This is a genomic window from Enhygromyxa salina (assembly GCF_000737335.2).
Taxonomy (GTDB): Bacteria; Myxococcota_A; Polyangia; order Nannocystales; family Nannocystaceae; genus Plesiocystis; species Plesiocystis salina_C.
On sequence record NZ_JMCC02000070.1, the window covers coordinates 1 to 19,083 of the forward strand.

At 67.6% G+C, this 19,083-nt stretch carries 17 protein-coding genes; 5 read left to right on the top strand and 12 right to left on the bottom strand.

Annotated features, from left to right (window positions below):
- A partial coding sequence (locus DB30_RS24865) for a chitin-binding domain-containing protein (protein ID WP_165703931.1) occupies positions 1-551 on the top strand: 551 nt, incomplete at its 5' end.
- Between the two features lie 37 nt (positions 552-588).
- Here the strand turns inward: DB30_RS24865 and DB30_RS43180 are convergent.
- Entirely contained in the window at positions 589-714 is a 126-nt protein-coding gene (locus DB30_RS43180; protein WP_146660501.1) for a LuxR C-terminal-related transcriptional regulator, read from the bottom strand.
- A gap of 52 nt (positions 715-766) precedes the next feature.
- The gene (locus DB30_RS24875) at positions 767-1,627 is read right to left on the bottom strand and encodes a hypothetical protein (protein ID WP_052553305.1); all 861 of its coding nucleotides are present in this window, start codon (positions 1,625-1,627) and stop codon (positions 767-769) included.
- Between the two features lie 86 nt (positions 1,628-1,713).
- On the opposite strand from DB30_RS24875, the gene DB30_RS24880 reads away from it, so the two are divergent.
- The 3 genes from DB30_RS24880 to DB30_RS24890 all read left to right on the top strand — a co-directional run bounded on the left by DB30_RS24880 (position 1,714) and on the right by DB30_RS24890 (position 9,621).
- Positions 1,714-2,196 carry an RCC1 domain-containing protein gene (locus tag DB30_RS24880; protein WP_240480321.1) on the top strand — a complete coding sequence of 161 codons (483 nt, stop codon included), beginning with the start codon at positions 1,714-1,716 and terminating at the stop codon, positions 2,194-2,196.
- On the top strand, positions 2,090-3,859 hold the full coding sequence (locus tag DB30_RS24885) for a hypothetical protein (protein WP_052553307.1): 1,770 nt from the start codon (positions 2,090-2,092) through the stop codon (positions 3,857-3,859). Before DB30_RS24880 ends, DB30_RS24885 begins: the two co-directional genes overlap by 107 nt.
- A gap of 158 nt (positions 3,860-4,017) precedes the next feature.
- A complete protein-coding gene (locus tag DB30_RS24890; protein ID WP_165703932.1) occupies positions 4,018-9,621 on the top strand; it encodes an AAA family ATPase in 5,604 nt (1,867 codons plus the stop codon).
- A gap of 3 nt (positions 9,622-9,624) precedes the next feature.
- On the opposite strand, the gene DB30_RS24895 is transcribed toward DB30_RS24890, so the two are convergent.
- From DB30_RS24895 to DB30_RS24940, 10 genes are all read right to left on the bottom strand, one after another.
- Positions 9,625-10,911, bottom strand: coding sequence for an FG-GAP repeat domain-containing protein (locus DB30_RS24895; protein WP_052553312.1), 1,287 nt, complete (start codon positions 10,909-10,911; stop codon positions 9,625-9,627).
- Between the two features lie 79 nt (positions 10,912-10,990).
- Complete coding sequence (locus DB30_RS24900; RefSeq protein ID WP_165703933.1) at positions 10,991-11,404, bottom strand: hypothetical protein; 414 nt, start codon at positions 11,402-11,404, stop codon at positions 10,991-10,993.
- A 37-nt stretch (positions 11,405-11,441) separates the two neighbouring features.
- The gene (locus DB30_RS24905) at positions 11,442-12,260 is read right to left on the bottom strand and encodes a hypothetical protein (protein WP_052553316.1); all 819 of its coding nucleotides are present in this window, start codon (positions 12,258-12,260) and stop codon (positions 11,442-11,444) included.
- Between the two features lie 80 nt (positions 12,261-12,340).
- Positions 12,341-12,958, bottom strand: coding sequence for a hypothetical protein (locus DB30_RS24910; RefSeq protein WP_052553318.1), 618 nt, complete (start codon positions 12,956-12,958; stop codon positions 12,341-12,343).
- A gap of 126 nt (positions 12,959-13,084) precedes the next feature.
- Positions 13,085-13,831: a hypothetical protein gene (locus DB30_RS24915; protein WP_052553320.1), complete on the bottom strand. Its 747-nt coding sequence runs from the start codon at positions 13,829-13,831 to the stop codon at positions 13,085-13,087.
- Positions 13,832-13,983: 152 nt separating this feature from the next.
- Positions 13,984-14,661, bottom strand: coding sequence for a hypothetical protein (locus DB30_RS24920; protein WP_052553323.1), 678 nt, complete (start codon positions 14,659-14,661; stop codon positions 13,984-13,986).
- Positions 14,658-15,308, bottom strand: a complete 651-nt coding sequence (locus DB30_RS24925; protein ID WP_052553325.1) for a histidine phosphatase family protein — start codon at positions 15,306-15,308, stop codon at positions 14,658-14,660. The genes DB30_RS24920 and DB30_RS24925 overlap by 4 nt, the downstream gene beginning before the upstream one ends.
- 40 nt (positions 15,309-15,348) lie before the next feature.
- Complete coding sequence (locus DB30_RS24930; RefSeq protein ID WP_052553327.1) at positions 15,349-16,392, bottom strand: DUF2804 domain-containing protein; 1,044 nt, start codon at positions 16,390-16,392, stop codon at positions 15,349-15,351.
- Positions 16,393-16,446: 54 nt separating this feature from the next.
- Positions 16,447-16,674, bottom strand: coding sequence for a hypothetical protein (locus DB30_RS24935; protein ID WP_052553329.1), 228 nt, complete (start codon positions 16,672-16,674; stop codon positions 16,447-16,449).
- 51 nt (positions 16,675-16,725) lie between these two features.
- Positions 16,726-17,208 carry a hypothetical protein gene (locus DB30_RS24940; RefSeq protein WP_052553330.1) on the bottom strand — a complete coding sequence of 161 codons (483 nt, stop codon included), beginning with the start codon at positions 17,206-17,208 and terminating at the stop codon, positions 16,726-16,728.
- Positions 17,209-17,619: 411 nt separating this feature from the next.
- On the opposite strand from DB30_RS24940, the gene DB30_RS24945 reads away from it, so the two are divergent.
- A complete protein-coding gene (locus DB30_RS24945) occupies positions 17,620-19,080 on the top strand; it encodes an NAD-dependent succinate-semialdehyde dehydrogenase (RefSeq protein WP_052553333.1) in 1,461 nt (486 codons plus the stop codon).
- Positions 19,081-19,083 lie beyond the last annotated feature (3 nt).

Here is a 19,083-nt window from a genome sequence, read left to right on the forward strand (position 1 = left end):
ACGAGTACACCTGCGTGTGCGACGAGGGCTGGACCGGCGCCACCTGCGACGAGCCCGATGGGCCGGTCGTCTACGATTGTGTGAACAACAACCCCTGTACGCCGGAGAACGCCGTCAACGGCGACTTCCTCTTCACGGCTGCCGATCCCGCTCAGTACGTCCAGTGTACCGAGTGGGGCCAATGCTTTGAAATGGACTGCGCCGAGGGTGCGCTGTGGGACCAAGAAGCCCTCGAGTGCGTGCCGAACGTGCCCGCCACCTGCCCGTGCGCCGACATGCAGTACTGGATCGACGCCTGGTCGCTCACCCCGATTGCCTGTAATACGTATGAGAATTGGGGGTCCGCGACGCTCCAGGTCAACGTCCCCGACGCGAACAGCGACTATGGTTTTGGAGGGCTCTACGTCGCCGACTTTAACGGTTTCGTGTGCGGTTACGAGGTGTTTCCTGTTGGCGAAAGTACCGTCCTCGACGCAGACGAGTTCGCTACCTGCAGGGCGGATCTCGTGGCATTCGCCGCCAATAATAACGTCGCTTGTGTCAGTTACTAGGTCTTGGACCGCTAGCCGGCGAGCATAGCCTCGCCGGCTAATCGAACGACAACAAACGCGCGAGCTCGGCTGCCGAGCTCGCGCCTAGTTTTGGAGCCCGCGCCCGGTGAACCTTGACCGTGGCCACGCTAATCTGCAGCTCCGCGGCAACTTGTTTGGTCAGAGACCCATCGAATCGGTCGCTCGTTGATCTCGTGGAGCGTGAAGCCGCGACCTCACCCGGCTAGATCCGTGATGAACACAAACGAGTACCCATAGGGCGTGGTGAGGGGGCTCGAGGGGTTCTCGCTCGAGCAGTCCTCGCGCGCCACGGCCTGCCAAACGCTCATGTGACCGCCGAGCTCGCCCGGGACGACCCCCGCAGAGCGATCGAGGATCTGGATCGGCTCGAGCTCGGGGGCCACGCTCGCCTCGATCGCTAGCTGGCGCTTGCAATAACATTCGGGCGGGACCCCGAGGCCGGGCGTCTCGCACAACGTGTCGCACAGGCCGTCGACGGACGCCACGCGCAGGGCACCCAAGAACTCGGGGCTCGGCGCCAGCGCGGGATCGCCACCCTCTTCGGGGAGCGCGCTGCCCGAGTAGCCGAGCACGAGCAGCCGCTGGGTCTCGTCGCGGACGGCCCAGGCGGACGCGAACGCGTCCCCAACCCAGTGCTCGAACTCGACGCTCTGGCCGACCTCGAGCGGGAGGCTGGCGGGAAAGCCTTGCACGTTGATGATCAGGTCGAACCCGAACAGATTCGGCGGCCCATCTGGGGCATCCGGACAGTCGAGGTCGAAGGAGCCCGGGTTGTTGACGCTGTCGACCGTGCACGCCAGCGTGAAGGGCTCGTCCGTCAAACCGTTGTACTCGACCTCGACCGACCAGGAGTCGATCCGCGGGTCGACCGGACACGGCTGCGGCGGCTCACCGGTCTCGGTGTCGTCGGTCTCGGTGTCGTCGGTCTCGGTGCCCGTGGTCGAGCTCGCGTCCGTGCCGCTTGGCTCCGTGGTGCTGGATCCCTCGTCGGCGCTCGGCGTGCCCGAGCACGCGCAGATGAAGAGCGCCAGCCAGGTCGTGTTTCGCGTCCGCATCGTCGATGAGTGTGCCCCACCGGCCGCCAGGGCTCCAGACGCCTACGCTAGCGCTGGCTTGCGTGATTGGGGTCGTGCGCAGGGTCATGACGAGGACCCTGGCTGACGCGCTCGCGCGCTCGCGGCTCGCGGTCGACATCGCGGCGGGGCGGCGGCACACCTGCGCGATCATGGATGACGCGTCGGTGAAGTGCTGGGGCGACGGCGACGGGGGCAAGCTGGGCTATGGCAACACGACGGACATCGGCGACGATGAACTCCCGTCGAGCGTCGGTGCCGTCGACGTTGGCGACGGGTGCGATCTCGGCGGGCTTCGTGCGACACGCCAACACCGATGCGCTGGCGATGCCGGCCGCACACCCGCGCAGCCAAGCACGACGCGTGATCGCGCGAGCCAGAGCCCGACTCACCGTTTGCGGATTCCACAGCCGCGCGCTCGTGGGGTAGAGTGCCGGGCCGCGAATGCCGATCTTCACGCTGTTGCTGACCGCGCTGTTGGTCCAGACGCCTCCCGAGCCCGCGCCTGGTCCAGACCCAGCCGAGCCGAGCCTCCCCAATGTCGAAGGTGACGGCGATCCCGACGACGCCAGCTCGGCTCCGGGCTTCTTCGCGACCGAGGTCGAGTCGAGTGAGTCCAGCGGGTCGGCGGCGCCACCCATGCCAGAGATCGAGCAGCTCCCGTCGCGCGATCCGGACCTCGCGCCGCCCGCTGAAGCGGACCCCAGCGATGCAGGCAGCGACGAAGGCAGCCCAGCCAAGCGTCCGGTCATCGTGTTCGACCCCGCACGCGAGGCCGCTGGCAGCGAGGGCGGCAGCTTCTTCGACCCCGGCAAGCTCGGCGAGACCGGCCCGGGTGGCGGCGGCATTGTTCAGCTGCGCGGCTTCGTTGGCGCGTCGTTCATCACGACCGAGCGCACCAACATTCGCCAGATGACCGACGCGGGCAACTTCGAGCGGGTCGAGCCGCTGCCCTTCTTCGGCGCGGGCACGGCCACGCTCTACGTCGGCGCGGCGATCTGGGCCGACGCGGTGTACGCCAGGATCTCGCTCGAGTACCTGTCGATCCCAACCGTCACCTCGGGCACGGAAGACATCCTCGCGCCGGCCAACCGGCAGCTGCTCGTCGAGTCCGCGGCGCTCGAGATCAACCCCTTCTTTTGGGCCAAGCAGACCCCGCGCTGGTTTCGTGAGGGCTTCAAGCTGACCGCCGGCGTGTTCATTGTTCCGTTCGGGATCGAGGACGAGGAGCACGCGGCCCCGGTCAATTGGTTCACGACCCGCGCCCGCTCGATGACCAACGGTCGGGTGTACCCCGGCACGTGGAGCGACGTCGGTGCGGTGCTAAAATTTCGGCCGAGCTTTCGCGAGCACAACACGATTCGCCCGATCGAGATCGACATCGGCTTGGTCAACGGCGATCCGTGCACCCAGACGCGCTGGACCGACTCGCTCTACAACCCAACCGGCGTGGTCGCGCCCTGCGAGCGAGTTCGCCGGCCCCAGGAGCTCGTCGATGGTGCCAACGCCGGAGCCGTTGGCGCCGATCCCCGCGCGGATCTGGGGTTCTTGGGGGTCGGCCCCGACAACAATCAAAACAAGTCACTCATCGCCCGGCTCAGCGTGTTTCCCCTCGCGGATCTGCAGCTCGGCGGCTCGCTCGCCTGGGGCCGGCACCCGCGCCTGCTCGACTTCGATGAGCGCGCCGCCGGTCGGACCACGATCGACGTGCCCCAAGCGGCGAGCTGGCGCGCGGGCGCTCACCTCGCGCTGGATCTGGACCGCATGATCTCGAGCGCCTACCCGCTGCCGATGATGCGGGGCGAGTTCATCGTCGGGTCCGACGCCGCTCCCAAGCCGCGCGAAGCACAGCCCGACGCCCTCGCAGATCGGTGGGTGATGGGGGGCTACGCCCAGATCGCTCAGCCGCTGTACAGGCGCAAGGGGAGCAACTTGCCGGGCGTGATGCTGCAGTATCGGATCGACTGGGCCAACCCGGACGCCGCCGTCCCAGGTATCGTCGCTGGCCCGGGCGGCGACGTGCCGCTCGTGTCCGATCACGCCGACGCGTACTTGTACGACGAGACCCAGCTTGGCCACAGCTTTGGCCTGCGGTGGTTGGTGGTCCCGCGGTTCACGATCAAGGCCGACTATACGCTGATCCGCGAAGACGGCGGCCGCGCAAACCAACTCTACAACGATCGCTTCGTGTTCCAAATGGTTGGAGATTTCTGAGAGCAGCCCGCTGCCATCAGTAAACCGGTCAACGAACGCCGCGTGCAAGCGGGCGAGAAGCCCTCGCCCGAGCTGAAACCAGCCTCGCCCGAGCTGAAACCAGTACAATCCATTTGCCTATGGGGGTCTCGCTCAACGGCTACCGAACGACACGGCTGTTGCGCTCCTCCGCGCACGCGCGAGTCTACGAGGCCGTGCGCGACGCCGACGGGGTCGTCGTCATAGCGAAGGTCTTCGATTTCGGCACGAACGATGGCGGTCCCGGGGTCGATCCCCGGGTCGAGCATGAGTTCGAGCTGATCAAGGCGCTCGACATCGAAGGCGTCGTCAAGGCGCTGGGGCTGCAGCGGATCGGCGAGAACTTGGTGCTGCTGCTCGAGCGGGCCAGCGGCCAGGATCTCGCGGAGTTCGCCCAACGCACGCCGCTGGACCTCGAGCGCTTCTTCTCGATCGCAATCCAGATCTCCGAGGTGCTTGGCAGCGTCCACGCCCGGCGCATCATTCACCGCGACATCAAGCCAACCAACATCTTGATCGACAGCGAGACCGGTCGCGTGTGCCTGGCCAACTTCGGGATCTCGGCGCTGCTCGACGCCGAGCGCCGACGCATCTACGACCCCGCCGTGCTCGCGGACACGCTGCCCTATGTCTCACCCGAGCAGACCGGGCGCACTGGGCGAAGCGTCGACTCGCGCAGCGATCTGTACTCACTGGGTGTCACCTTCTACGAGCTGCTGACGGGCCGCCGCCCCTTCGAATTTCCGGCGCCGTTAGAGCTGCTTCACGCCCACCTCGCCCGGAGCCCCGACTCGCCCGACTCGCTGCGTCCAGAGCTGCCGCACGGGCTGTCTCGCCTGGTCATGAAGTTGCTGGCGAAGGCGCCGGAGCACCGCTACCAGACCGCTGTTGGGCTTGCGATGGACCTTCGCAAGCTGCGTGAGTTGATCGAGATCGGCCAAGACGGCAGCGGGTTGGTGCTCGGTCGCGTCGACTTCTCGCGGACCCTGCAGCTGCCGCATCAGCTCTACGGCCGCATGCGAGAGCGCCACGAGCTCGTCGACGAGCTCGAGCGGGTCATTCGAACCCAGACCGGGCGCGTGCTGCTGCTCGAGGGGCCGCCAGGCGTCGGCAAGTCGTCGCTGCTCGCCGACTTCGAGGGCCCGGTCGCGGGCTTCGGCGGCTACCTGGCGCGGGGCAAGTTCGATGGGTTCAGCGAGTTGCCCTACTCGGGCTTCGTCGACGCGTTTGGGACCCTGGTCGAGCAGCTGCTGACGGAGAGCGAGGAGCGACTCGGGCACTGGCGCGCGGGTCTGACCGAGGCGCTTGGCGGCGTCGGGCGCATCGTGTGTGAGCTCGTTCCGGCGCTCGAGCTGGTGATTGGCGCGCAGCCGCCAGTGCCCGAGCTCGAGCCCCAAGAAGCCCGCAATCGCCTGCATCTGGCGGTTGGCCGGTTCTTGTCAGCGTTCTGTGACGCCGAGCGACCGCTGGTCTTGGTGCTCGACGATCTGCACTGGGCTGATCGCAGCAGCCTCGCGCTGCTGCAGGCGCTGATCGACGGTGGTCGGCGCGGCGCGTTGCTGATCCTCGGCAGCTTCAGCGACCGAGACGTCTGCGAAGACCATCCGCTGCGTGGGTTGATCGACGCGCTCATCAACCACCGTCGCGTGCGGCTGGTCCGACTGTGCCCGCTCGAGCTCGAGGCGGTCGTGTCGCTGCTCGCGGACACCTTGGCGCGCCCCGGCGCCGAGGTTCAGCAGCTCGCGCAGATCGTCGGCCGCAAGACCGACAACAACCCGCTCTTCATCGAGCAGTTCCTGGGGCACTTGGTCCAGCAGGGGTTGCTGCGGCCTGGCGAAGACGGGTGGATCTGGGACGAAGCCGCGGTCGAGGCCGCCGACATCCCCGACGACGTGCTCGACGTCATGACCGCAAAGCTGGATCGGCTGTCGGCGCAGTCCCGCTCGCTGCTGGCGCGGGCGGCCTGCATCGGCACCCGGTTTGACCTGACCGCGCTCGAGGTCGTGACCGGCAGGCCCCGGGCCGAGCACGTCCCGATCCTGCACGAGCTCGTTGACACGGGCCTGCTCGCGGCCGTGGCTGGCGAGTACCGCTTCGTCCACGATCGGATCAAGAACGCGGCCCACAACCACTTACCGGGGGTCGAGCGGCGAAAGCTTCACTGGCAGCTTGGCCGCGACGCGATCGAGCGCGCGGGTGAGGTGTCCGATGAGCGGCTGTTCGAGGTCGTCGATCATCTCGACGCTGGGATCCCCAGCGAGCACGACGCGGACGCGCTCGACGAGCTCGACGGTGCTGCGTGTCTCGAGCTCGCGTCGCTCAATCTTCGGGCTGGCAACCGAGCGCTGGATGCCGCTTCGTATGACGCCGCGCTGCGCTACTTCGACATTGGCATCGAGTTCTCGCTCGAGCACCGCGAGTCGGTCGCGGCCCAGGGCCCCGGCGCGCCTCACTATGATCTGGTGGTTGGGCTCGCGTTTGGTCGCGCGCAAGCGCTGGAGCTGGCCCGGCGCAACGCCGAGGCCGAGGATGCGTTCGCCGAGCTGCTTGGCTGGCGGCTGGACATCGCCAATTTTGGTCGGGTCGCGGCCCGGCGCATTCGCTTGCTGACCCTCGCCGAGCGCCCGAACGAGGCGGTCGCGCTCGGGCTCGAGGCGCTGGCCCGCTGCGGCCACGTGCTCCCGCCGTCGCCAAGTCGGTCGCGCACGGGGGTTGCCCTGGTGCGGACGTGGCTGTCGATCCGCCGACGGACGCTCGAGGAGCTCATGGCGATCCCGGACTGCGAAGATCCCCGCGCCAGCGCAGCGCAAGAGATCACGCTGGCGAGCAGGAGCGCCGCGCTCGCGCTCGACTCGTGTCTTTCGATCGTGCTGACCTGCCTCCACGTCCGGCTGTTCTTGCGCGCTGGCTTTCACCCAAGCTGCCCGCAGGCGCTCGCGGAGCTGGCGATCAGCGTGGGCTCGGGGCTGCGCCAAGTCAAAGACGCGCAGCGGCTGTGTGAGCAGGGCCTGGCGCTGACGGAGCGGCTGCCAACGTCGTCCGGTGTCGCGGCGACCGAGGCTGCCGCGTACCTGTTCATGGGCCACCTCGGGCGTCCGTTCGTGGAATTGATCGCGGCGATCGACGACGCCTATGGGCGCGCGCTCGAGGCCGGTGAGTTCGAGAGCGCGGGCTTCATGGGGGCGCTCGGTCTGTCGATGCACTTCGAGGTTGGCACGCACCTGCGGGTGCTCGAGCGACTGAGCGGGCGGCTCGAGCACGACATCGGGCGCTGGGGCTCCCAAGAGATGGTCCTGGTCACCTGGATGGTGCGCGGTCTGGCGGTCGCGCTGGCCGGCGGCGAGTCCGAGCGCGGATCCGAGTCGTCCAGCGCCGAAGCGAGCGACGTCCACACTGCCCTCGATCCGCAGGTCATCGCGAGTCGCGGTGGCAGTCGCGTCGCGGTCTACGCGGCGACGATCAACCAGGCCCTTTGCAGCGTCCTGCTTGGTGACGCGCGGGCGGCCATGGAGCTCACGCTCGAGCTCATCCACGATGTCGAGAAGGTGATGCGCGCCAATTGGATGGTGCCCCGCGCCGCGCTGATCTGTGTGGTCGCAACCACGAGCGAGATCGAGACGCGTGGGTCTGTCCCGCCGCAGGTCCACGCGGGCATGGTCGAGGGCATGCGGATCATCAAGCGTTGGGTCCGGTACTGCCCCGGCAACTACGCCCACTACGGTGATCTCGTGCAGGGGCTGCACGCCTCGCTGCAAGGTCGGCCGTATCGGGCGATGCGGCTGCTCGAGCGCGCGCGGGTGCACGCAGGCGCGCAGGGGTGTCGCTGGGTCGAGGGTCTCGCGGCCGAACGGCTTGGCGACGTGGCTGCGCGAGCGGGGCTGGGCTCGTTTGCCGTCGGGGCGCGGGCGCGGGCCTGGCAGGCCTACGATGCCTGGGGCGCGCGCGCCAAGCTCTCGCAGCTGTGTGTGGCGTTTCCCGAGCAGTTCGACGATCCGGCCAGCGCCAGCGGGACGCACGAGATTGCGCCGCCCCGCCAGCGTCTCGACATCTCCCGCCCGCGGAACGCGGGGACCAGCGCCGAGCCCCTCGACTTCGAGAGCGTGCTGCAGGCCGTGAGCGCGATGACCGAAGATCTGCGCCTCGACGAGGTGGTGGGTCGGGTGCTCGAGGCGGCGATCACCAACGTCGGCGCCGACCGAGGCCTGCTGCTGCTCGAGCGCGACGGCGTGCTCGGAATTGTCGCCGAGGCCAGCGTCGATCACGAGCTCGTGATCTTCGCTGCGCCGCCGCCCGCCAGTGAAGCTGCGCAGCTGTGTCCAACGACGCTCATCAACTTCGTCTCGCGCACGGAGCAGGCGCTGGTCATCAGCGACGCGCGCACGGATCCCCGCTTTTCGGGCGATCCCTACGTGGTCCGCACCGGCGTGCAGTCGCTGCTTGGCATGCCGATCTTCAAGGGCAAGCGGCAGCTCGGCGCGCTGGTGCTCGAGAACCGGCTCAGCGCGTCATGCTTCACGCCCGAGCGGCTCGAGGGCCTGAGCTTGATCGCGGGTCAAGCCGCGACCGCGCTCGACAACGCCCGGCTCTACACGGCGCTGCGACGCAGCGAGGCCCGCTGGCGGTCGCTGGTCGATGGAGCCCCCGACGCGATCGCGCTGCTCAACGAGCGCGGTGAGGTCGAGTTCGTCAATCGCGGCAATTCGGCGGTCGCTGGCGGCGGCGCGCAGCTGTTCGAGCTGTTCTCGAGCTCGGCCGCGGCCACACAATGGCGCGACGCGGTGACCGAGGTGCTGCGCGATGGCGTCGAGCGGGAGCTCGAGATCGAGGTCGAGCACGCCCACGCGCGGCGCCGCTGGTACGTCGCGCGGCTCGCCCCGATCCAGGTCGATCCACAGCTGGGGATTGGGCCAAGCGCGGGGTTGGGCGGGGAGCTGGGTCCACGCACCCGTCGCGCGGTCGCGGTCGCGACCGACGTCACCGAGCGCAAGCAAGCCGAGCTCGAGCGGCACGCGCTCGAGGCTCAACTGCGCCAACAACAGCGCCTCGAGTCAATCGGGACCCTGGCCAGCGGCGTGGCCCACGAGATCAACAATCCGGTCCAGGGCATCCTCAACTACGCCGAGCTCATCACCGACAACCTTCACAACCACAGCTTGGTGTGTGAGTTCGCTGGCGAGATCACCAACGAGTCCAACCGCGTCGCCTCGATCGTTCGCAATCTGTTGCAGTTCTCGCGGCAAGAACGCGAGGCGCGGATGGAGGACACGGACATCGCCAAGCTGATCGAAGGCACGTTGTCGCTGGTCCGGGCGGTGATCCGCAAAGACCACATTCAGATCAAGCTGGACATCCCGACCGATCTGCCCCTGGTCCACTGTCGGTTCCAGCAGATCCAGCAGATCATCATGAACCTCGTCGCCAACGCCCGCGACGCGCTCAACGATGTCTACCATGGCTTTGACGAGCGCAAGGTCATCACGCTCAGCGTCCGCGTGCGCGAGCCCAAGCCTGGCGAGCAGCAGCGCTGGGTTCGGATCATCGTAGAGGACCAAGGCACGGGGATCCCACCCGACGTGCTGCCGCGCGTGTTTGATCCCTTCTTCACCAGCAAGGGGCGCGACCAGGGCACCGGCCTGGGGTTGTCGGTCTCGCACGGGATCGCCAACGAGCACGGCGGCGATCTCACGGTCGAGACCAAGCTAGGGGAGTGGACGCGGTTTAATCTGGATCTTCCGAGCGTGTAGGGCTCAGGGCGTGGACAGCAAGACCGTGACGTTGTCGCCGTCGGCGTTGGCGGTGACGATGTCGAGCTGGCCGTCGCCGTTGAGGTCCGCGAGGGCCACGGCCAGCGGTCGCATCCCAACCTCGTAGGGCAGGGGCGCCGCGAGGGTCGTGTCTCCGTTGCCAAACATCAGCCCGACCTCGCTGGCCCCGGAGGAACCAAACACCACGTCGACCTTGCCATCGTCGTCCACGTCGCCGACCGCGAGCGAGTCGGGCCCGACCTCGACCGAGATCGGCGTGGGGGTGGCGAACATGCCGTTGCCGTCGCCGGGGAAGATCGTGATAATTCCCAGCGCGCGCGAGGCGACGACGAGGTCGGGGTGGGGATCCGCGTTGAGGCTAGCGAGGGCAAGATCGTCGCCAGCGTCGGCGATCAGCAGGTCGAAGATGTCGAAATAGGGGTCGACCGCCAAGAAGTGGACGACGGTCAACGACGGCGCCACGTTCGAGATCGAGATGAAGTCCGAGTAGGGGTCCTGGGTCAGAAACCCAGCGGTCACCGCCACCGCCGGCGCGGTGGTCGGCACCGCGTCCAGATCCCCGGCGATCGCCATGCCCGTGCCATGGGTGACGAGGATGCCCTGATCGCCGATCGCCCCGACCACGCTCTCGAAGTTGCTGTCGAGGGTCAGGTTGCCGACCGCGAGATCAACGAGGGGGTCCCCGAGCGGGATGATCAGCGGGGCCCCGAACGCGACGGGGTCACCGGTGTTGATCAGCACGCTCATGGATTGCCCAGCGCGGTTGCCAACGACGATGTCGATCCCGGCGTCCTCGGAAGACTCGGGGTCGAGGTTGACGGCGGCGACGCTGACCGGCTCCATGCCGGCTGCGTAGAAGCTTGGTGCCGCGAAGTCGCCCCCGCCGAGCCCGCGTAGGACCGCGATGTTGTCGCCGCCCGCGTTGGCCGTGACGATGTCGCTGACGCCATCGCCATCGATGTCCGCGATGATCACGTCCTCCGGCCCAAACCCGGCGCCGATCTCTACACCCGCCTCGAAGCAGACCGGATCGACACAGCCGGAGTCCGTGGTGGTGTCGTCGCTCGTGTCCGTGGTGGTGTCGTCGCTCGTGTCGGTGCTGGAGTCTGTGCTCGTCGTGGTGTCGTTGGTCGTGGTGGAGCTGTCCCCGCTGTCCGTGCTCGATCCCGCTTGGGTCCCGAACCCAGCGTCGTCGGCCTTCGGATCGGAGTAGCACGCCAGGGTCCCAGCGATCAGTACGGTAAGCGGAAGCACGAGGGCGCGACGCATGGCGCATTGTAGCGGTTTCGCGCCCCCCGCGGGGTCGCCCTCCGTCTCTCGCCGCGTGGGGCTACTCATTGTCAGATTGTCAGATCCTGACCACGCGCCAGCTGCCGTTCATGGCCCGCACCCCGATCACCACGACGCGCTCCGCGTCGCCAACACGGACGCGGGCTCGGACCAGCCGCAGGGTTGGGTCGCGCCCATCGGCTGCGATCGACTCGACGCCCATCAGCTTGGTGGGGTGCTCGGCAAACTGCTGGAAGGCCCCCGCGCAGCCCACGGCCAGGATCGAGGCCTCCGCCTCGCCCCCGATGCTGGCCCGCAACTTCGGGCAGTCAGCACCCGCGAGCGCGTCAAAGTAGGTCTGGACGGGCGCGCCCGGATCCCCAGGCGCGAGCGCGAGCGCGTTGGTGCCCGGTTCGGATCGACACGCGCCCCCAAGCACCAGCGCGCCCATGAGCGCGCCCATGAGCGCGCCCATGAGCACGACAGCTCGCACAGTCAGTAGCTTCCGCACAGCCAAGCGATGACCGCGACTATTGGCAGTTGGGGGCCGAGGCCCAGTCGTCGATGGTCGACGAGAACTCGTCGTCACACCAGAAGCTCGCAATTGAGTGGCCAAAGCGAACGCAGCTGTCGTGATCCAGGCAGTCGTAGGTCATCTGCGACGAGCTGCCACAGCCGCCACCGCAACGCCCAAAGCAGTTGCCATAGGCATATTCGATGGTGGCGTCGTGGTCCGGCTCGTAGCACTCCCAGCTGTTGTTCTTTAGAAAGTAGGTGCCGTCGGAGCAAGGCCCCGGGCCGTGCATGCTGACATACGCGTAGTGCGTGGATTTGTCCTCCCAGCGGCCGTGGCTCCAATCGTCGTGGGTGGCCTCGACGTAGGTGTTCATTGCGCCGCAGATCGAGGTGTAGCTGCGAAAGCTGGCGCTGACCTGCCCGCGTAGATCCATGCTGCTGGGAAACTCGGACCACATGTTGGCGAACCCGCGGATGCGCTCGAGCGGCGGGCTGATCTTGGGGCCAAGCTCATCGAGGGCCTTGGACAGGGCCGCGAGCGCGAGCCGATCGTCTTCGGTCATCTGCGTGGAGTCGTCACTGCCGATCGCGCGGCCGTCGTATTCGAGGTTGCCGTCGGCGTCCTGCCGGGCCGAGATGGTCATGCCGTTGAGCTCGATCTGAACCTCGAATTCGAAGCCTGAGCCCGACCCGAACACGTCGCCATGGAAGCGCAGGGCGTGATCTTCATTGGCGAAGGTGCCACTTACCGACGCGCCGTCGTCATCGATGAACAATCCGCGCTCAATGTCTGCTTCGACTGCGTCATCGGGCTCTGCACAACCTGTGAGCATGAGCAATATGGCAATTGGTAGAGCGACCCACTTTGAAGCAGACATGCGGCCTCCATTCTGGAAGCCGCTGGCACTCGATGTCAACGAAATATTGCGACGTTGGGTCGGCGCTCGGCATCGCGCCTAAATGGACAAGGTTCGCCGGGCTCGCGCGGTAGCGCCAACGGAGCGAAGACCTCTTCAACCAGTCGCTGCAAGCTGGCGCGCTGCTCCCCAAGCCGGCGGCTGTCGAGTCCAATGACCATGGCCGCGAGCACGAACGGAAACATCATCGCGGTGCCCAGCAGCAAGCCAGTCGTCCAAAATTGCAGGGGAATGATCAATAGCGCGATTGCGGCCACGCTCAGGTAGGCCGCGCGCGTGAGCGGGTGCAGGCGAGAGCGCAGGACCAGCTCACAGCCGCCGCCCGTGCGTGGAGCGACTCGACCATCGAGCACCGCGTAGGCGCCGGGCTCCCAGATTCCAGGCTCGGACGCGCGGGCGGCCAGCACGAAGCCCGGCCCGAAGCCCGGCCCGTTGCGCTCGAGCACGAACCGAGTCTCTGTCCCTCGCACCGTCCCCAGCGTCGACAGCCGGGCCTCGGTCACGCGCGGGTCGGCGAGCAACGCCGCGACGACTCGGTCCGGCTCGAGCGGAAGCGCGAAGCGCAGCGGCGGCCGCCGAGCGCCAGCCTGGACGCGCGCGAGGAGGTTCCCCATCACGATCAGGATATCAGTGAAGACCGGGTCGCTCGACGCCCGAAGCGATCTACGCAGTTGTTTCGCGAAGCGACCGTACGCGCCAGCGGGTTCAGTCGGCGAAGTCCAAGGTCTGTGTGGGGGTCATCAAAGAGGCGCGTGTTCGATGAACTCGTGCTCGGGGTCGACGATCGCAACCACGTGGGGCGCTCGCCTGGGAGCGTCGAGGTCGACGTCGAGCTCGCCGGCCTCGTGGTCGTCGTCACCGCCAAGATAGCCGTGCTCGAGCCGCTCTGGATCCACGTGCATGGTCGCCAAGTACACGGGCGCGTCGGCGTTGGCCGCTGGCTCCGGTAGCAGCTCGGCGGGGACCCGATGCAGCCCAAACGCGTCTTGATCGACGAGCAACGCGCGCAGCGGCACCCAGCTCGCCGCGCCAGCCTTGGCTTCGAGGCTCGCCTCGATCGACTGGGCCGCGCGCTCGATCCAGTCTCGATCAAACCGGTGCTCGTCCGCGGTCGTGAACACCACCACCGCCCGGCCAACTCGCTTGCCGGGCCGTCGCAGCCACGCTTCGCTGCGAACGACGACGGCGACGACCAGCGGCCCCGACTCGAGCGCCTGCTTGCGGCGCGCGCCCGAGCGACTCTGGCTGACCGTGCCCCACACGAAGCCCGCGATCCACAGCCCCGCGCCGACGTAGGTCCAGCTGTACGAGATCGTCTCCATCGCGCCCAGGATCACGGCGGTGACCAGCGAGAGCGCGCCGAGCCCCGACAGCACATCGCCGAGGCAGCCCCGATCACCCCGGGCGATCCGGGTCAGCTGCTCGTCGTCGAGCGAGCGGGGCGTGGCCTCGAAGCGATCGCGGACGCGGGCGAGGGAGCTGGACACGGCGCGACCCTAAACTACTGCCACGCGATCGTCACGCATCCTTGCAGCAGTTGCCCCGCCGGGAAGCCTTGCTTGCGCACAGTCTACGAAGGCGTCCGCGAGCGGGCGAGAAGCCCTCGCCCGCGCTGAAAACTGTGGCGGGTTCCAACTCGTCAGCTCGAGCGAGGTATGGGTGGCGTCGCGCCGGCCGCGGCGAGCCTGGCCTCGACCTGCTCGAACAGCGCTTTGGCCTGCTTGGCGACCGTTGGAGCGGCGCGCTCGGCCCACGCATACACCAGCGGCTCGCGGCCAAACGGCACCGCCAGGCGCGGACGCGTTGCCAGGATGAACACCAGTCGATTGGCGACGAAGCTGGGCTCGGTGTAGCGCTCGGGAACGGGCGCCGCCGCCAGACGAGTGATCATTTGCCGCCAGCGCGCCGCGCCCTGCTCGGGCTCGAGGCCCGCAAAGCGAAGGAGCATGCCGACGTGGGCCGCCTCTTCGATCGCGGCGCGGTAGCCCGACGTCACCCCGCCCTGCTCGACGAGGTAGCCATCGAGCAGCAGCTCCACGCCGACGTGGCCGATCGCCATCGCCGGGCCGCTGTCCAGCCCTTCGTGCTCGAGCTCCTCGCGGGCCTGCTCCATCATGTCGACGAACATTGGCGCCCCGTGGAACGCGTCGTCGCAGGTGTGGTGAAAGCCAACGCCACGCTCGAGCGGGGCGTCGCCGACCACGGAGGCCAACCGCAGCCCGGCCATGCTCACGAAGTCGGGCAACATCGAGCCCAAGATCCAGCGGGGATCCTCGGAGCGGCGGGCGGCGACGACGGCGTGCGAGAAGAAGTTCAAGGCTGGGGCTCCCCGCGCTGTTCGTTGGACATGGCCGTGTTGTTTCCTGTGGGATCGAGCGCCCACTGATCCGGCCCGCCGCGCAGCCGCGCGAGCGCGCCCAGCGGGAGCTCGAGGTGCCCGAGCTCGAGGAAGGGCACGCCCAGCAGCTCGGAGGTGATCGCCTTGATCACGCCCTTGTGGACGACGGTCAGGATTCGCTGGGCCCCGGCCAAGAACCGCGCGCGGATGTTGGGGCCGACCTCGGCTTGGACCCGCGCGACGAACTCTTGCCGGACTTCGCCCGCCGGAAACCGAAACGCCGGCCCCTCGCTGGCCCAGCGGGCGTGGTTGGCTGGGTCGCGGGCGCGGACGTCTTCCCAGGTCCAACCCTCCCACGCACCAAAGTCGATCTCACGAAAGCCCTCGACCACCTCGATGTCGATCTTGGGGTGATCGATCGTCGACAGCATGACCTCGGCCGAGCGGTGCGCCCGCGAGAGCGGGCTGGTGAGCACCGCGTCGAAGCGCTGGCCGATCAGGGCCTGGGCCGTCGCGCGGACTTGTGCTTCGCCCTCGGGCGCGAGCGCGACGTCGGTCGCACCGTAGAGCCGGATCGAAGACTGGCCCACGGTCTCCCCGTGACGAATGAGCACGAGCTCCTGCACCCCTGCACCATACCTCCAATCTCAGAGAGGTGAACCGCGCTCAACAGCGCAGGTAAAAATCTTCGCCCATACCGAACAATCCATCGAGCTCGACCCGCTCCCCGGCCGGGCCGCGCACATGCCCGCGCACCTGCCCAAACGGCCCGCGGTAGCGACTCTCGATCACCAGCGCGTTGACCCGGACGTGGCCATCGAGCTCGATCACGAAGTCGACCTCGACCTCGCCCGCCTCGTCACGGATCTCCCAGACTTCCGATGGGTCGTCGGGCGCGGGCCGGCGCACGAAGCTCACCGGTGGCAGCAGGTGCAGGCGGCCGTCGATCCACAGGCAGTTTTCATTGTAGCGAGCCGGATCGACCGAGTCGTTGCGGGTCAGGTTGAAGCCAATTCGGCGCCCGCGCGAGTCGAAGCCGCCGCCCGTGACCCAGTCCCACCGCATGATCCGGGGGTAGTAGCCCTTGTGATCGTCCATCAACAAGAAGCTGTCCGCGGGCGTGAAGCGCAGCTGCTGATCACCCAGCGTGATCTGGCCTTCGAGCGCGAGACAGGCCTTGTGCGAGTACATCCCGCGCTTGCCGGGGAACGGAATGCAGACGACCTCGGGCTCGCAGCCGCTGGCCAGCGCCGTGACGGCGCCCGACAGCGCGGGCATGTCTTGGGTCTGCGGGAGCTCGAGCTCGATCGTGATGCGGTCCTCGACAAGGCGATTGCTGAACCGAATCGACGCGCCGCCAGCTTGGTACTGCATGCTCGAGTCGAGCAGGTTTCGCGGCGCCGTCAGGGCCCAGCCCGGCAGCTTGCGCTCGAACACGTGCTTGCGGCGTTGCTCGCGGTCGTAGACCTTGACCTGCGCGAGCGCGAGCAGCTTGGCGTTGAACAGCGCGACGATGAAGAACCACCGCTCGTTGCCAAACTGAAACGCCTGCCACTCCTTGAGCCGCAGCGCTCGTAGCGGGCGAGGCAGCGCTACGGCGAAGGGTTGGGCGTCGATCAGGTTGGTGTCGGCGAGCGGCGCCGTATAGGTGCCAAACGCGACCTTGCCGTGCTCGACCAGGGCCGCGGGGGCCGGAAGGATCTCTCGCATGTGCGCGGATGTTACGACCCCCTTGGGCCGGCCGCGAGTGGGCGGCCGCGCAGGTCACTCGACGCCCACCCGATCGGCCTCGAGGGTCGCCGGCATCTCGACGTCAGCCGAGCGCATGCCGAGGGTCGCCGAGGCCCCACGCAAGCTCGGGTTGCCGGTCTTGAACAGGCCGCCGTCGCCGTGGCTGACGGCACCGCCGGTGTCGTGGCCAACGAGCATCGAGATGCCGACGAGGCTGACGGCGAAGATGGCGAGAATTGCTGCGATAAACATGGGACTCATGGGATTTCCTTTCGTTGAAGCTTGAAGATGTGCGAGACCGCGTTGGCGTGTCTACGCGAGCGTGCCGGTCTGGACGGCGCCGCGCCGACGCAGCAGCGCGTCGAGGTTTTGCTCGGTCTCGATCAGCAATACGCTGTTGCCGAAGCGCAGCAGCGTTCGCAGCCGGCGAAGCTCGTCGCGGGCGCGGGTCGAATACGACAGCGCGCCAGCGAGCCCGCCGAGCAGCGACGCGAGCACGACCACGATAGCGAGGGTCCAATACGGCGCCGGGATGGAGGGGGGCAGGGCATCAAAGCCAAGCATGACGACCCCAGCGACCGCCGCCAGCATCAGGCCAGCGACGACCGACGCACCGACGATGGTGCCGAAGCCAGCCATCGTGTGTCGGAGCGGGAGCTTGTCCTGGGCGAGATCTGCGGCGTTTTCGAGCAGGTCGACCTCACCATCAATGGCGGCGTCGACCTCGACCTGGGCCGCACGGGCGGCGTCGAGATTGGGAAACAGTGCGTATTTGAGATTGGTGTTACCCGTCATGGGACTCCTTTGGTCTGGCCGGGTATCCGGCGGCGAGAACGGGGTCTAGACGATCGACTCTAGCCAAATCGGCGAATCGAGAGACCTCGGTGTGTGTGTATTCTATATAGTACACTTCTGCGCGCATGTCAACTATTGGCGCGCTGCGTGATGATTGATTCATGACACTCCGCGACAGCGCGCGCGACGACGTGTGGCAGCGGACGTGCGGCCGCGGCCTCGCGACGTGTCGTGCGTGTACCCGTCATGTCGTGTGCCCGTCACGAGTGACGACGCATGAATCACGTCGTCGGCGGCGTCGGGGCTCGCGCAGGCCGCTTGTAATTGGCGGCCAAATCGGGTATCAAGGAGATCGCGGGCGCTGCGGGTCAGGTTTTAAACCTGATCGCGGCGCCGCGTTACGGTGGACACTTGCGTCCCCGCCAAAAAACCAACGTGCAGACACGCAATCTCATCAATGGCGAGTGGAGGGACGCGCCGTCCGGGGCGACCTTCGAAGTGACAAATCCGGCGACAGATGAGGTCATTGCCAAGGTCCCCAACGGGGGGGCTGAGCAGGCCAAGGCCGCGATCGCAGCAGCGCGAGCGGCCCTGCCAGGCTGGCGAGCGCTGCCGGCAGCCGAGCGGGCAGCTCCGCTCGCGCGGCTGGCCGACCTCATGCTCGAGCAACGCGAAGCGCTCGCAACCTTGCTCACGCGCGAGCAGGGCAAGCCCCTCGCCGAGTCCCGCGGCGAGATCAGCTACGCCGCCTCGTTCATCACCTGGGCCGCCGAAGAGGCCAAGCGGGTCTACGGCGAGACGGTGCCGTCGTCGCGCCCGGACCAACGGATCCTCGTGCTGCGCCAGCCGGTTGGGGTCGTCGCCGCGATCACCCCGTGGAATTTCCCGTCGGCAATGATCACCCGCAAGCTTGGCCCCGCGCTGGCGGCGGGCTGCACGATGATCGTCAAGCCGGCGGAGCAGACGCCGCTGTCCGCGTTCGCAATTGCCGAGCTCGCGCTGCAAGCAGGCATCCCCGCGGGCGTGCTCAACATCATCACGGGTGACGCAGCGGCGATCGGCCAGGTGATCTTCGCCGATCCAACCGTGCGCAAGGTGTCGTTCACTGGCTCCACCGAGGTCGGCCAAAAATTGATGGTCGCGGCCGCAGCCAACGTCGTTCGGCTCTCGCTCGAGCTCGGTGGCCACGCGCCGTTCTTGGTGTTCGACGACGCCAACATCGACGCCGCGGTCAGCGGGGCGATCAAGAGCAAGTTTCGCAACGCCGGGCAGACCTGCGTGTGTCCCAATCGCTTCTTCGTGCAGGCGGGCGTCTACGACGAATTCGTGGCCAAGCTCGCCGCCGCGCTCGAGCCCATGCAGATCGGCTCTGGCCTGGACGAGGGGGTCAGCGTGGGCCCCCTGATCGACGACGCCGCAGTCGCCAAGGTCCGCGATCACATCGACGACGCGCGCAGCCACGGCGCCACGCTGCGGCTGGGCGGCAAGATCTTCAGCCCCGCGGCTGGGCTGACCGAGCGCTTTTGCCAGCCAACGGTCCTCGAGAACGTGAACACCTCGATGAAGGTCAGCCACGAAGAGACCTTTGGCCCGGTCGCGCCCGTGCGACGCTTCACTCACGAGGCAGAGGCCATCGAGCTGGCCAATGACTCGCCGTACGGGCTCGCTTCGTACTTTTACACCCGTGACAACGCCCGGCTGTGGCGGGTCGCCGAGGCCCTCGAATACGGCATCGTGGGTGCCAACGACGGCGGTCCTTCAACCGCCCAGGCCCCCTTTGGTGGGGTCAAGATGTCTGGCATCGGCCGCGAGGGTGGCCGCTACGTCATGCACGAGTATCTGGACATCAAGTACGTCTCGATTGGGCTATAGCAG